The following is a 14143-nucleotide window of genomic DNA, read 5'->3' as shown; positions in this document are numbered from 1 at the left end:
ATCGGCCCGGGCGGCCCCGCCTTGAACGACTCGATATCGGTAATTACCCTTGTTTCGTACGCTGATCGAACGCGCGACGGGACGCGACGGGCTCCGACGGCATCGCGGTCAAGTCTCGTCCCGTCGCGCCGGTCGATGAATCGGCCGGCGCAGGCGACTTACAGGCCAAGCTGCGTCGCCAGTTGGCCGATGTCCGACACTTCGTAATAGTTGTAGAACGGCGTGCCCGGCTCGTGGCCGCGGTTCACGAACGCCTTGTGCTTGATCCCGAGATCCTCGGCCGTCATCAGGTCGTAGCGCAGGCTCGACGACACGTGCAGCACGTCCTCGGGCTTGCAGCCGAGCTTGTCGAACATGTATTCGAAGCCCTGCATGCGCGGCTTGTACGATTGCGCCTGCTGCGCGGTGAACACCGCATGGAACGGCGCGCCGAGCTTGTCGACGTTGCTCATGATCTGCTCGTCCATCGCGTTCGACAGGATCACGAGCTTGTACTTCGACGCCAGCCGCGACAGCCCGGCCGGCACGTCCGGGTGCGGGCCCCACGTCGGCACCGCATGATAGAAAAGCTCGGCCTCGGCTTCGTCGAACGTCACGCCGACCCGTGCGCACGTGCGGCGAATCGCGTTGACGACGACGTCGCGGTACGGCTTCCACGCGCCGAGCACCTCGTCGAGCCGATAGGCGGCGAACGCGCGCACGAAGGCCTCCATCGTGGCCGGCGACAACCGATCCGCATAGATTTCGCGCGCCGTCTCGGCCATCCGGAAATGGGTCAGCGTGCCGTAGCAGTCGAAGGTGATGTACTTCGGTTCAAACTGGATCATGGTCAGGTCCTGTCGGTGTGAAGCCCCGGCAGGGCCGGGGGTGGGCTGGGTTTAACGAAATTGAATCAGGGCAAAAAGTCGTTCGCGCATCGTTCGGCGCCGCTCAAAACGCAGAATCGCCGCAAGTTGCCCGGCACATGCAGCACGATCTGCGGCGCGATCGGGCACGGCGCGGCCCGGCCGGCCGATGGGCGCCGCGCGACCACAGCGGGCCCGTCTGCCGGTAGCGGCCCTTCGGCAGGCGGCCGCGCCGCCGTGCATTGATCGTAGTGGCATTCCACAGCACGCGTGGCCGGATTGACCGGCCGCGTCGGCACGATCCGCGCGTTCGTGCGCGTCGATCGAACGGGTTTGCGTCGATCTCGCGGGCGCGCCCGTCACCGCCCGAAAACAGGCGAATCGTCCTATCCGCGCCGCCGGGGCGCTGGCAGAGTCGACATGTCATTCCCACCCATCCGGAGTCCGGCGTGTCCGACCTCAATTCTTCCCGCACGCTTACCTATCGCCCGTTCGCCGAAACCGACCTGCCGGCCGCGCATCGTCTGTCGGAAGCCGTCAAGTGGCCGCACCGGCTCGACGACTGGCGCTTCGCGTTCCAGCTCGGCAGCGGCTTCGTGGCCGAAGACGAGGCCGGCGTCGTGGGGACCGCACTCGGCTGGCGCCTCGGCGAATCGCACGCGGCGCTCGGCATGTTGATCGTGTCGCCCGAGCGTGCGGGCGACGGCATCGAGCGCGAACTGCTCGCCCGCGCGCTCGACAGCTTCGGTACACGAACCGTCTTTCTGCATGCGACGCCGGGACGCGAGCCGCTGTACGCGGCGTTCGGCTTCGAGCCGATCGATACGATCGACCAGCATCAGGGCGCGGCATTCCGGCCGCCGCTGATCTCGCTGCCGCCCGGCGAGCGCCTGCGCCCGCTCGGCACCAACGACGGGCCGCGCCTCGCCGCGCTCGCGTCGCGCGCGGCGGGCTACGAACGGAGCGCGGTGACCGATGCGCTGCTCGACGTCGCGAACGGCATCGCGCTCGATCGCGACGGCGAGCTGCTCGGCTTCGCGCTGTTCCGCCGTTTCGGCCGCGGCCACGTGGTCGGCCCGGTGATCGCGCCGGATGCGCTGCGCGCGCAGGCGCTGATCAGCCACTGGCTCGCGTTGAACGAGGGGATGTTCGTGCGGCTCGACTTGCCCAGCGACAGCGGGCTGTCCGACTGGCTGGAGGGGCTCGGGCTGCCGCGCGTCGATACCGTCGTCGCGATGGCGCGCGGCGCCACGCCGGCGCGCGACCCGGCGCTGCGTGCGTTCGCGATCGTGAGCCAGGCACTCGGCTGAAGGGGACACCGACGATGAGCTTTCTGTACAAGGCCGACCCGGTGCGCGGCGCGCAGTGGGCAGCGCGCTTCGCGCAACAAGCGCCCGATCTGCCGTTCCGGATCTGGCCGGACCTCGGCGACGCCGAAGCCGTCCGCTATCTCGCCGCATGGCAGCCGCCGGACGATCCGGTCGCGCTGTTGCCGAATCTCGAAGTCGTGTTCTCGGTCGGCGCCGGCATCGACCAGTTCGACCTGTCGCGCGTGCCGTCGCACATCCCCGTCGTGCGGATGATCGAGCCGGGCATCGTCGAAGGGATGGTCGAATACGTGACGCAGGCCGTGCTGACGATCCATCGCGACCTGTTCGACTATGCGGCCCAGCAGCGCGACCAGGTGTGGCGCGAGCATCCCGTGCGCGCGGCCGCATCGCGGCGCATCGGCGTGCTCGGGCTCGGCACGCTCGGCCAGGCCGTGCTCGATACGCTGCGGCGCTTCGGCTTCCCGTGCGCCGGCTGGAGCCGCACGCCGCGCACGCTCGACGGCGTCGACTGCTACGCGGGCGACGCGGCGCTCGACGCGTTCCTCGCCCGCACCGACATCCTGATCTGCCTGCTGCCACTGACCGACAGCACGCGCGGGCTGCTCGGCGCACGCGTGTTCGATGCGCTGCCGGCCGGCGCGTCGCTCGTGCAGGTCGGGCGCGGCCCGCAGCTCGATGAAGCCGCGCTGCTCGCGGCGCTCGCGAGCGGCCGCCTCGACAGCGCGATCCTCGACGTGACGGATCCCGAACCGCTGCCGGCCGCCCATCCGTTCTGGACGCATCCGCGTATTCGCCTCACGCCGCACATCGCCAGCGCGACGCGGCCGGACACCGCGGTCGACGCGGTGCTCGCGAACCTCGCGCGCCATCGCGCGGGGCAGCCGATGATCGGCGTCGTCGATCGCACGCGCGGCTACTGACCTGACGCGCCCGGCCCGCCGGGCGCGCAGCAGAAAATGCCGAAGCGCCCCGCACAAACGCCGCGCGCATACGTTTCGGGCCGCAAATTGAAGACGCATGCGGATTTCTCGCCCGTTAGCATGAACTCACCGCTGACACCTGACGAGAGTCCCGCCTTCCATGAACCAAGCCGCGCTGATCGAAGCCGATCGTCAACACCTGATCCACCCCGTCGTCAACTACCGTGCGCATGAAGCGCGCGGCGTCACCGTGCTCGAATCCGCCGACGGCGTGTTCCTGCGCGACGCCGCCGGCCATACGCTGCTCGACGCGTTCTCGGGCCTGTGGTGCGTGAACGTCGGCTACGGCCGCGACAGCATCGTGAAAGCCGCCGCCGACCAGATGGCGAAGCTGCCGTACGCGACCGGTTATTTCCATTTCGGCTCGCAGCCGGCGATCGAGCTTGCCGAGCGACTCGCCGCACTCGCGCCGCCGTCGCTGAATCGGGTGTACTTCACGCTCGGCGGCTCGGATGCGGTCGATTCCGCGATCCGTTTCATCACGCACTATTTCAACGCGACCGGCCGCCCGACCAAGAAGCAGATGATCGCGCTGGAACGCGGCTATCACGGTTCGTCGTCGGTCGGCGCCGGCCTCACCGCGCTGCCGGCGTTCCACCGTCACTTCGACCTGCCGCGCGCCGATCAGCACCATATCCCGTCGCCGTACCCCTATCGCCATCCGCTCGGCGACGATCCGCAAGCGCTGATCGCCGCGTCGGTCGCCGCGCTCGAAGCGAAGGTCGCCGAACTCGGCGCGGACAACGTCGCCGCGTTCTTCTGCGAGCCGGTGCAAGGCTCGGGCGGCGTGATCGTGCCGCCAGTCGGCTGGCTGAAGGCGATGCGCGACGCGTGCCGGCGCCTCGGCATCCTGTTCGTCGCCGACGAGGTGATCACCGGCTTCGGCCGCACGGGCCCGCTGTTCGCATGCGAGGCCGAACAGGTCGATCCGGACCTGATGACCGTCGCGAAGGGCCTGACCGCCGGCTATGCGCCGATGGGCGCGGTGCTGATGTCCGACGAAATCTACGAAGGCCTCGCGGGCAGCCGCGCGGAGTCGGCCGTGGTCGGTCATGGGCATACGTATTCCGCGCACCCGGTGAGCGCGGCGATCGGCCTCGAAGTGCTGAAGCTCTATCACGAAGGCGGGCTGCTTGCGAACGGTCAGGCGATGGCGCCGCGCTTCGCGGCGGGGCTCGATGCGCTGCGCGCGCATCCGCTCGTCGGCGACGCGCGCTCGGTCGGCCTGCTCGGCGCGCTCGAACTGGTGTCCGACAAGGCGCGCAAGACGCGCTTCGACGCGGCGCTGAACGTGCCCGACAAGATCGCGGCGGCCGCGTACGCGAACGGCGTGGTGTTTCGCGCCTTCGGCGACGGCGTGCTCGGTTTCGCGCCGGCGCTGAGCTTCACCGCGGGCGAGTTCGACCTGCTGTTCGAGCGCGTGCGCAAGACGCTCGACGACGTGCTGGCCGACGCGGGCGTGCAGCAGGCGCTCGACGCCGCGCACGCGCAGCCGGCCTGACCGGCCAAGGGAAAGCCGGGCTTGTGGCCGCCATCGTTCGACTCTAAAGTAACCGGACATTCCATTTTTGCCTCTTCACGTGAACATGACGGACAGCAAGCTGGATCGCATCGACCTGCGCATCCTCTCCCAGTTGCAGAAGCGCGGCCGCATGACCAACGTCGAGCTGGCCGATGCGGTCGGGCTGTCGCCCAGTCCCTGCCTGATCCGCGTGAAGCGGCTCGAGAAGGCCGGCTACATCGGCGGCTACGGCGCGCACATCCAGCTCGAGAAACTCGGCGACGTGCAGGTCGTGTTCACCGAGGTCACGCTGGCCGACCACCGGCGCGAGGATTTCGATCGCTTCGTGGCCGCGATCCGCAACGTCGACGAGATCGTCGAATGCCACCTCGCGAGCGGCGGCTACGACTATCTGCTGAAGTTCATCACGCGCAGCGTGAGCCATTACCAGACGATCGTCGAAGGGCTGCTCGAGCAGAACATCGGCATCGAGAAGTATTTCAGTTACGTGATCATCAAATCGCCGTTCGTCAAACGGCACTACCCGCTCGAATCGCTGTTCGGCGAACGTCACTGACACACCGCGTGCGGCACCCGCCAATACGGCAGCGCCGCTGTCCGTAGGGGACAGTCGCGCGCCGGCACCGTCGTCGCCGAACCGCTTCATCCAAGGAACTGCCATGCCGCTTTCGCTGACCCGCACCGAACTCCTGCGCTCCGCCAACCTGATCGACGGCACGTGGCGCGACGCACTCGACGGCCGCCGTTTCGACGTGACCGATCCGGCGACGCTCGACACCGTTGCCCACGCACCTGACAGCGGCGCCGCCGACGCACGCGCGGCGACCGATGCGGCAGCCCGCGCGCTGCCGGCCTGGCGCGCGACGCCTGCCCGCGAACGCGCGGCGATCCTGCGCGCGTGGCATGCGGCGATCGTCGCGCACACCGACGATCTCGCGAAGCTGATGTCGCGCGAACAGGGCAAGCCGCTTGCCGAAGCGCGCGGCGAGGTCGCGTACGGTGCGTCGTACGTGCTGTGGTTCGCCGAGGAAGCGACGCGCACGTATGGCGACATCATTCCGCAGCAGCAGCGCGGCAAGCGACTGAGTGCAGTGAAGGAGCCGATCGGTGTCGTCGCCGCGATCACGCCGTGGAATTTCCCGCTCGCGATGATCGCGCGCAAGATCGCGCCCGCGCTCGCGGCCGGCTGTACGGTCGTCGCGAAGCCGGCGGAGGACACGCCGCTCACCGCGCTCGCGCTCGCCTTCCTCGCGCACGAAGCCGGCGTGCCCGCGGGCGTGCTGAACCTGATCACAGCGTCACGCGAGCGCGGCATCGACGCGGCCGCCGACTGGCTCGCCGACGGCCGCGTGCGCAAGATCACGTTCACCGGCTCGACGGCCGTCGGCAAGCTGCTCGCGCGCGACTCGGCGGCGACGTTGAAGAAGCTGTCGCTGGAGCTCGGCGGCAATGCACCGTTCATCGTGTTCGACGATGCGGAACTCGATGCCGCGGTCGACGGGCTGATGGCCGCCAAGTTCCGCAACGGCGGGCAGACGTGCGTGTCGCCGAATCGCGTGTACGTACAAGCCGGCGTCTACGATGCGTTCGCGCAGAAGCTCGCCGCGCGCGTCGCCGCGCTGAAGGTTGCGCCGGCGACCGACCCGGCCGCGCAGATCGGCCCGATGATCAACGCGCGCGCGGTCGACAAGATCGCGCGCCACGTCGGCGACGCCGTTGAACGCGGTGCGCGCGTGCTCGCGGGCGGCAAGCGCCTGACCGAGCTCGGCGCGAACTATTACGCGCCGACGGTGCTCGCCGACGCCACCGCCGACATGCAGTTGACCTGCGAGGAAACGTTCGGCCCGGTCGCCGCGCTGTTTCGCTTCGATACCGAGGACGAAGCGGTCGACGCCGCGAACGACACGCCGTTCGGGCTCGCCGCGTATTTCTACACGCAGGACGTGCGGCGCATCGCGCGCGTATCGGCACGGCTCGAAACGGGCATCGTCGGCATCAACGAAGGCGCGCTCGCGAGCGAGGCCGCGCCGTTCGGCGGCGTGAAGGAATCGGGCTATGGTCGCGAAGGCTCGCGCTACGGGCTCGACGATTACCTGTCGATCAAGTACCTGTGCCAGGGCGGGCTCGACTGATCGGATGAATCCGGGCCGTCCGCGAGGACGGCCATCGCCGCACCCGGTCGACACACACGCGTTGACATCGGAACCGATCGGTCCATATAATAAATCCAACTTCAGGCACCGCATCGTTTGCGAAACCGATCAATGGCAAATCCGGCTGGCGTGGGCCGTCCCCGCGAATTCGAACTTGGCGATGCCGCGCGCGACGCGATGGACGTTTTCTGGGACCGCGGATACGAAGGCGCGTCCCTGCCCGACCTGATGGCCGGCACCGGCCTGTCGCGCGGCAGCCTGTACAAGGCGTTCGGCGACAAGAAGGCGCTGCTGCTGGCGGCGCTCGACCTGTACATGGCCGACGGGCTCAAGGCGACCGCGGACATCCTGTCGCAACCCGGTGCCGTGAAGGATGCGATTCGCGATTCGCTGCTGCGCTATGCGCGCCTGTCCGTTGGCGAGGCGGGCCGGCGGGGATGTCTCGCGGTCGCGATGACTACGGAACTGGCCGCGCGCGACGCGGATGTCGCGGAACGCACCGGGCGCATGTTCCGGCGGCTGCAGCAGCTCTATGCCGGTGCGATCGTCCGTGGCCAGGCGAGCGGCGAGATCGCCGAGCAGGACGAACAGGTGCTGGCGCGTTTGCTCGTCTGCCAGGTCGAGGGCATGCGCGTGCTGGGGAAAACCGGCGTGCCCGAGCGCGACATGCTCGCGCTGGTCGACCGCACGATGCGCATCCTCGACTGATATTTTTTTACCCAATTTGGAACCGATTAGTTCCGTATGGAGAGCCGTTCATGTCACGGAATGATCCCGTATCGCCCGACCCGCGTCGCTGGGCCATGTTTTCGGTCCTGCTCGTCGGCGCGTTCCTGCCGCCGCTGGACTTCTTCATCGTCAATGTCGCGCTGCCGTCGATCCGCGCGGAACTGGGCGCCTCGTCGTCGGCCGAGCAACTCGTCATTTCGTCGTACGCGGGCCTGTACGCGGTGACGCTGATCACCGGCGGGCGATTGGGCGACCTGTTCGGCCGCGGCCGCGTGTTTTTCCTCGGGTTGATCGGCTTTGCGATCGCGTCGACGCTGTGCGGTCTCGCGAGTTCGCCGTGGACGCTCATCGTCGGCCGCGCGCTGCAGGGCGTGACGGCCGCGATCATGGCGCCGCAGGCGCTCGCTTCGATCCAGGCGATCTTCCCCGAATCGGAAAAGCCGCTCGCGCTCAGCTTGTACGGTGCGGTATTCGGCCTCGCCGCCGTGATCGGGCAGGCGCTGGGCGGGATCCTGATCTCGCTGAATCTGTTGAATCTGGGTTGGCGCACGATCTTCCTCGTCAACCTGCCGCTGGCGATTCTGGTCGTCCTGTTCGGGATTCCGCTGTTGAAGGAAACGCGTGCGCAGCATGCGCGCAAGCTCGACCTCGGCGGCACCGCGCTGTCGATGCTGACGCTGGGCGCACTGATCGTGCCGCTGATCGAGGGGCGCGAAGCAGGCTGGCCCGTATGGGCATGGGTGTCGCTGTTCGCGGTGCCGGCCCTCGCCGGGTTCTTCTGGCGCTACGAGCGCCGGCTGGGCCGCCGCGGCGGCGCACCGCTGCTCGATCCGGCCGCGCTGCGCGCACCGGGGCTGGGACGAGCGTTGCTGATCGCGCTGCTGCTGTACTCGATCGGCGCGTTCTTCCTGCTGTTCTCGGTGTATCTGCAGAATGCGTTGCACGTCGACGCGCTGAGCGCGGGCCTCGTGTTCTTGCCGTTCGGCGTGGGGTTCCTGCTCGGCCCGTTGTCGACGCCCTTCTGCGCACGTGCCATCGGCGCTTACGTCAATCCGTTCGGCATGGGGCTGGAGATCGTCGGCCTCGTCGGCCTCGCGTGGTTGATCGATGTCACGCCGATCGGGATACCGCTCGCTGCCGCGCCCCTCGCCGTCGTTCTCTTCGTCATCGGTTTCGGACAAGGTCTCGCGTTGCCGACCCTGATGCGGATGGTGACGGGGCGCGTCGCACCGGCGCTTTCCGGCATGATCGCCGGCATCGCCAGCTCGACGCTGCAGGTCAGCACGTCGCTCAGCGTGGCGATCATCGGCGGCATTTTCTATACGACGCTCGGCACGCGCCAGGATCCGGCGGCCATCGCGCACGCGTTCATCGTCGCACTCCTGTCGATCTCGCTCTTCCTCGCTGTCGGCGCCGCGCTGGGCATCTCGCTCGCACGCGCGCCCGCTGCGCATACCTCGATGCGGGCTGCCGCCCGTCCGGGCTTCGGCCCTGAACGCAAACGGCCGTGATCGCGCGTATTTGCCCGTATCGACAATCATCGCCGCGTCAGTCCGACCTGGAGGGTCTTCATGTACTTCATCGTTTCCTATCGCCGAGCCGCCGGCACGCGATTCGATTCCCGTTACTACGTCGAGCAACACATTCCGCTGGTAGAAAAATCCTGGAAACCGTACGGGCTCGACTATATCGACGCGTTCTTCCCAGAAAGTGAGGATAGCGAACTTATCGTCGTGGCGATGTGCCGTTTCAAGGACAGCGCGGCGCTGGACGCCGCGTTCGCGTCCGCGGAGACGGCAGACGTCATGGCCGATATCGATGCGTTCACCGATATCGAACCCGATCGGCACATCGCGGATGTGTTCTCGCGCGTGTCGTAGCGGCGATCGCGCGCCGCCATGCATCGATTCCGGCCGGCGCCATCGGTCACTTGTCCGATAGCGGCGCGAACGATCAGGTATAGGGACAGCAACCGTTACGCGAGACACACCACCGGACGGGCAGGGCTTCAAAGCCCGCATCGTCGGCACACACACGAAAGCGAATCCGCGTCGCGGAGCGCGTCAGAGCAGCCCCAGCGCCGACGCCTTGAGGGTCGCCGCGGCGCGTGTCGAACATTCGAGCTTGCGGAACGCCTTCTCGACATGCGTGCGCACCGTGCTCGGACTCATCGCGAGCGCCTGCGCGACCTGCTTGTTGCTCGCGCCGCGGGAAATCGCCCGCAGGACGTCGATTTCCCGCGCGGACAGGCGCGGGCCGGCGGCCGACGCGCCCGTGGCGATGCGCCGGAGCACGGGCGGCCCGCCCTTCACGAGCGCGGCCACCACTTCGCCGCATAGCCGGCCGCAGGCCGCCTCTTCCTGCAACTGGCCGGCGGCGGCCGCATCGCTCAGCGCCGCGCGCCACGGACGCGCCGAGCGCAACGCGACCCACGCCAGCGACGCCGCCAGCACACGCGCTTCCAGCGTCAGCGCCGCATCGCGCACGCCGCGGAAATAGCCCGAACCGTCCTGCCGTTCGTAGGCATACGACGCAAGCACCGCGGCGTCGCCGAGCGCGCCGGTCTGCTTGCCGGCGCGCTCGGTCCAGTACGGCACGAGTCGCACCTTTTCCCACGCGCTTGCAGGCAGCCGCGTCGGCAGATTCCACACGTCGTTCGGCACCGCGGCCCTGCCGATGCCATGAATCAGTCCGGCGCGGTACACGCGTTCGCGCGCGGCCTCGTCCGGCGACAGACGGCCGTAACACGCGGCCGCCGTCGCGGCGACCGAACGCGAAAAACCCGTCATCCACGGCAGTTTCAGATCGATGACGTCCGCAATCAATTCGGCGGACGTCGCGCCCTGCATGTCCGGCGTGGCCAATGCGGCGTCCAGGTCGGCGGGCGCCATGTGCTCGAGCGCCGCCAGCCAGCGCGGTGCATCGCGCGCAGCCGTCTCGACGAGCACGGCCGGATAGCGTGACCCCGCGCGTTGTCCGATCAGTTCGAGGGCCCGCTCGATGCCGTACGTGCGGCTGAACACGTCGAGGTCGCCCGCAAGCGCGACGATCGACACGGCGGGCGGCACCTGTTCGCGCACGAGCCGCGCAGGCAGCCCGTTGCCGTCCCAGGTTTCGAAAATATGCCGCAGCGCGGTTTCCGTCGCGCTGGACAGGCCGAGTATTCGCGCCACCTCGCCCGAGACTTCGCAATGAATCTGCGCGAGCGGGATCAGCGCGACACCCGCGCCGCCGGTCGCTTCAGCCATGCCGGGCCGGTTCTCGAGCATCGCGGCGCGAATCGCGACGTCGTCGCCGAATACCTGCGCGAAACCTGCCGCGTTCGCCGTGCAGCCCGACCAGCGCAACAGCGCCACCTCGCGAGTCGTGTCGCACACCGATGCATCGAATCGTGCCGCGTGCGCGAGCTGCGCCGCCAGCCAGCCGGTGCGCGGCGAATGGTCGGTCGGCTGACCCATGCTGAGATCGCCGATGAAGGCCAGCGCGCGTACGGCGTCGACTATGCGCAGCGGAGCGTGACGAGCTTCGGCGTCGGACATCGGATGGGAGGAGGCATTCGCGAGGACGGGAAAACGATCATACGCGACGGCGTCCCGGCGTGCATGAACATGCGCGTCGCGGCCACTCCGGCGCGATGTCCGCCCGCATCGGTGCAGGTTGCCGGCCGACTTCGCCATCGGACATCTGACCGATGGCGGCAGGCGCGGACGATTGCGATACTCGGCGCACTGGAGATCCGGTCGGTGGCGCATCTGCGTGATCGAAACCCTGCATGCCGGCCGGATCGACGACTCAATGTACGAAGGAGTGCAAATGGCTGACCGCTACCCCGAATTTCGTCCCCCTGCCGACGAACAATGGCTGAAACGGTACTACTTTTCCCGGGCGGTGTTCTCGCTGATCTGGGTCGCGCTGGCGTTTTCCGTCGGCCGGCAGAGCGCGGCCGGCGCGGCGGCCCTGCTGGTCGTTTATCCGGCCTGGGATGCGCTCGCCAATTTCGTCGACCTGTCCCGCAGCGGCGGGATGGCGGCAAACCGCACACAGGCGGTCAACGTCGCGATCAGCGTCGTCACGACACTGGCGGTATTTCCGGCGTTGAATGCGGGCCTGCCCGCGGTACTCGCGGTGTTCGGCGTCTGGGCGATTCTCTCCGGCGCGCTGCAGCTCGGCACAGCCGTGCGGCGCTGGAAGCATGCCGGCGCACAGTGGGTGATGATCCTGAGCGGCGCGCAGTCGGCGCTGGCCGGGTTGTTCTTCATTGTCCAAAGCCACGCGCCGATGCCGCCCGCGATCGTGAAGATCGCCGGTTACGCGGGAGTAGGTGCGCTTTATTTCCTGATATCCGCCATTTGGCTGCAGGTGCGGGGGATGCGGCGCAGCGTGTCGTGAGCCGTTGGTCGAAATGAAGACATGTACGCGGCCGCGAATGGCTCTGAACGACCCCGAGCGGTCAATCATCCTTCCCTAAAGCGGCCGCTCAGGCGTTTCGGTTGCATGGGATTCTACTTCGATGAAAGGAATCCCGTTCTTACCAACAAAAAAGATGCTTACGACCCAAAGCTGGCGCCGATGCAGGTCGACAGCAGGCGCTCAGAATCTTCATCCATACGTGAAAACCCGCTCGCGCGCACTGCCGTTCATGGGTAAAGTGAAGCAACGTGCTTCAGCCAGCACTCGTGCGGGCTGTTACACGGCAACGCTGTTGTCCTGAAACCAAGTTAGAAGGTACTCGCACACTGTAATTTTTAAACCACAAAGGAGAACATTCATGGCACTTAAACCAGGACCAAAGCCGATAGCAAAATCAACAGGGAAACCGGATCAGCGCCGCCGTGATAACAAGACCACACCAGGAAATACACCATCGCTCAAACCTAGCAAATCTAGCAATCCCCCAAAGAGTAAATGACAGGGGCTCTAGTTAATTTGCCCTTCTAACCCGGCAGTCGATCGGATCTGCGCGAAATGCCGCGCAGGCCGGTCACTTCTACGTTGGATGGCAGTTCTTGAGCTGACGATCCGACCGGCTGCTTCTGGCCGATAGCTGCCGCTCACCATCGCCGACAACTAGCCGAATGGTGAACTTCGAGCGATCCCGTGCGGGCCGCTGGTAAACTCGGGCAATCCAGAGGCGCGCGGATGACGCTAGCCAACCTTGTGCATTGGCCGTCTTGCAAGCGTAAGGGGCCCATTCGTGAGCGCGGTCGACTGTCGCCTCATGGCCGCATGGCGACGTTACCGCATTGCAAGGTACGGAAAAGCAGGGAAACCCGGTGATCCGACGATATTTGTAGGCAGTAACCGCCCGACGAGGCAACGGACTACCGCTCATAACTCAGCCGCCGCCGCCGATCTGCTTAAGGTCAACTTCGGTCAGGGTTTCACATTCCCTTGCCTGGAACCGATGGCCGCAGCAATGCGGCTTTGCGCAGCGACGAGTTGGTCATCCGTGGTCGCCACCAGCCACAGACGTGCCTGCTCCTCGATTTGGCGGTTGTGATCCTTCAACGGGCCCATCGCGGCAGCGGCCTTCCAGACGACTGGGGCGATTCGGCTTTTCCTGCCTGACGGCGCGCCTACCAGCAGGCAGTAAGGTCCCAGCGGAAGCGATACAAACGGAAGTGCCGGACTGGCACGCACGCGCCAGTCGATGAAGGGCGTGTCGCCGATAAGCAGCGGCATGGGCAAGCCGTGGAGCACACTGAAATCGTACAGCGCCAGTTGCTCCCGCATGCCGGCGTAAATGCGCCGGATGTCGTCGACAACCGCCGCGCGGATCTCGTCATCGAACATTGGTTCCTGCGCGTATCGGTCAAACGCCTTTCGAGCCTCCCATTGATATGCGCTGAACAGGCCAATCTCCACGCAGTCCTGCACTGCGCGCTGGACATCCGCTACAGAACCGGCCTCCTCCGGCGTACCCAACTGCGCGGCCCGCAAAAAACGGGCAAGTCCAGCCTCGTGGATCGCAGGACCCTCCGTAGATGCATCGTCTTCAGCGCCCTTGCCAAGGGGCACATAGATATATTTCTCGGCCGCGAAATGCGACTTCTTGCCCTCGTCAAACCTGATTTCGCCATCAACGCAGTCCAGATAGCGAGTCCCGATTCGACCATGCTCCCAAACCCAATTTTTCAGGAGCGGACGTAGTGGATGCAGTCTGTCGTGATCGGTCATGGAAGCCTCCAGGTTGCCCAGTATAGTTCCAAGTTGTCGATTGTTTCGTGGAGGACATGGCGATCAATCGATCCACTACCGCCGTTGGCGCCCGCGCAGCCTCAACGGCTGTTTAACCGGATATCAGCGGCCCCGTGCCTACGCGCTGAGCGGCAAGTGCTCGGCCTTTGCAGGCGTTCACGTGTCGGCTGCGGTAGGTCGACTTGACGCTATCTTGCGGACGTTCGGCTGAGCATCTGCACCGAACGTCTGCTGTCAGGCTCAGCGAATAGGCACTTTCGACCCGGAGCAGCCGTCGGGCTATCCCGGAAGCAGCCGTTCGCGGGACGCAGAGCAGCGACAGGAGCAATCGTGGCTCCCCTTTCTTACGAGCTGCTCGTTCCTCCATTCAGCTGGCTCAAAGAAC

Annotated in this window: 12 protein-coding genes; 9 read left to right on the top strand and 3 right to left on the bottom strand. The window is 66.7% G+C overall.

Annotated features, from left to right (window positions below):
- Window positions 1-158: 158 nt before the first annotated feature.
- A complete protein-coding gene (locus G3N64_RS27410; protein WP_175004178.1) occupies window positions 159-827 on the bottom strand; it encodes a haloacid dehalogenase type II in 669 nt (222 codons plus the stop codon).
- 467 nt (window positions 828-1294) lie between these two features.
- Between G3N64_RS27410 and G3N64_RS27405 the strand changes: the two genes are divergently transcribed.
- From G3N64_RS27405 to G3N64_RS27370, 8 genes are all read left to right on the top strand, one after another.
- Window positions 1295-2155 carry a GNAT family N-acetyltransferase gene (locus G3N64_RS27405; RefSeq protein ID WP_205786705.1) on the top strand — a complete coding sequence of 287 codons (861 nt, stop codon included), beginning with the start codon at window positions 1295-1297 and terminating at the stop codon, window positions 2153-2155.
- 14 nt (window positions 2156-2169) lie between these two features.
- Window positions 2170-3096, top strand: coding sequence for a glyoxylate/hydroxypyruvate reductase A (locus G3N64_RS27400; RefSeq protein WP_205786704.1), 927 nt, complete (start codon window positions 2170-2172; stop codon window positions 3094-3096).
- A gap of 160 nt (window positions 3097-3256) precedes the next feature.
- A complete protein-coding gene (locus G3N64_RS27395) occupies window positions 3257-4657 on the top strand; it encodes an aspartate aminotransferase family protein (RefSeq protein ID WP_205786703.1) in 1401 nt (466 codons plus the stop codon).
- An 85-nt stretch (window positions 4658-4742) separates the two neighbouring features.
- Window positions 4743-5234, top strand: coding sequence for a winged helix-turn-helix transcriptional regulator (locus G3N64_RS27390; protein ID WP_006749694.1), 492 nt, complete (start codon window positions 4743-4745; stop codon window positions 5232-5234).
- A 103-nt stretch (window positions 5235-5337) separates the two neighbouring features.
- Window positions 5338-6810: an NAD-dependent succinate-semialdehyde dehydrogenase gene (locus G3N64_RS27385; protein ID WP_205786702.1), complete on the top strand. Its 1473-nt coding sequence runs from the start codon at window positions 5338-5340 to the stop codon at window positions 6808-6810.
- A 132-nt stretch (window positions 6811-6942) separates the two neighbouring features.
- Complete coding sequence (locus G3N64_RS27380) at window positions 6943-7539, top strand: TetR family transcriptional regulator (RefSeq protein WP_205786701.1); 597 nt, start codon at window positions 6943-6945, stop codon at window positions 7537-7539.
- A gap of 50 nt (window positions 7540-7589) precedes the next feature.
- A complete protein-coding gene (locus G3N64_RS27375; RefSeq protein ID WP_205786700.1) occupies window positions 7590-9071 on the top strand; it encodes an MFS transporter in 1482 nt (493 codons plus the stop codon).
- A 60-nt stretch (window positions 9072-9131) separates the two neighbouring features.
- On the top strand, window positions 9132-9440 hold the full coding sequence (locus G3N64_RS27370) for an EthD family reductase (RefSeq protein WP_205786699.1): 309 nt from the start codon (window positions 9132-9134) through the stop codon (window positions 9438-9440).
- Between the two features lie 183 nt (window positions 9441-9623).
- Here G3N64_RS27370 and G3N64_RS27365 read toward each other — a convergent pair whose 3' ends face one another.
- Complete coding sequence (locus tag G3N64_RS27365; protein WP_205786698.1) at window positions 9624-11099, bottom strand: HD domain-containing phosphohydrolase; 1476 nt, start codon at window positions 11097-11099, stop codon at window positions 9624-9626.
- Window positions 11100-11373: 274 nt separating this feature from the next.
- Between G3N64_RS27365 and G3N64_RS27360 the strand changes: the two genes are divergently transcribed.
- Window positions 11374-11949 (top strand): DUF308 domain-containing protein, encoded by a 576-nt coding sequence (locus G3N64_RS27360; protein WP_205786725.1) that lies wholly within the window; start codon window positions 11374-11376, stop codon window positions 11947-11949.
- Window positions 11950-12933: 984 nt separating this feature from the next.
- On the opposite strand, the gene G3N64_RS27355 is transcribed toward G3N64_RS27360, so the two are convergent.
- Complete coding sequence (locus G3N64_RS27355; protein WP_205786697.1) at window positions 12934-13737, bottom strand: hypothetical protein; 804 nt, start codon at window positions 13735-13737, stop codon at window positions 12934-12936.
- Window positions 13738-14143 lie beyond the last annotated feature (406 nt).

The organism is Burkholderia sp. Ac-20344, from assembly GCF_017104975.1.
GTDB lineage: Bacteria > Pseudomonadota > Gammaproteobacteria > Burkholderiales > Burkholderiaceae > Burkholderia.
Note: the sequence above shows the minus strand (reverse complement) of the source record. Positions and strands in the feature narration are given on the sequence as shown.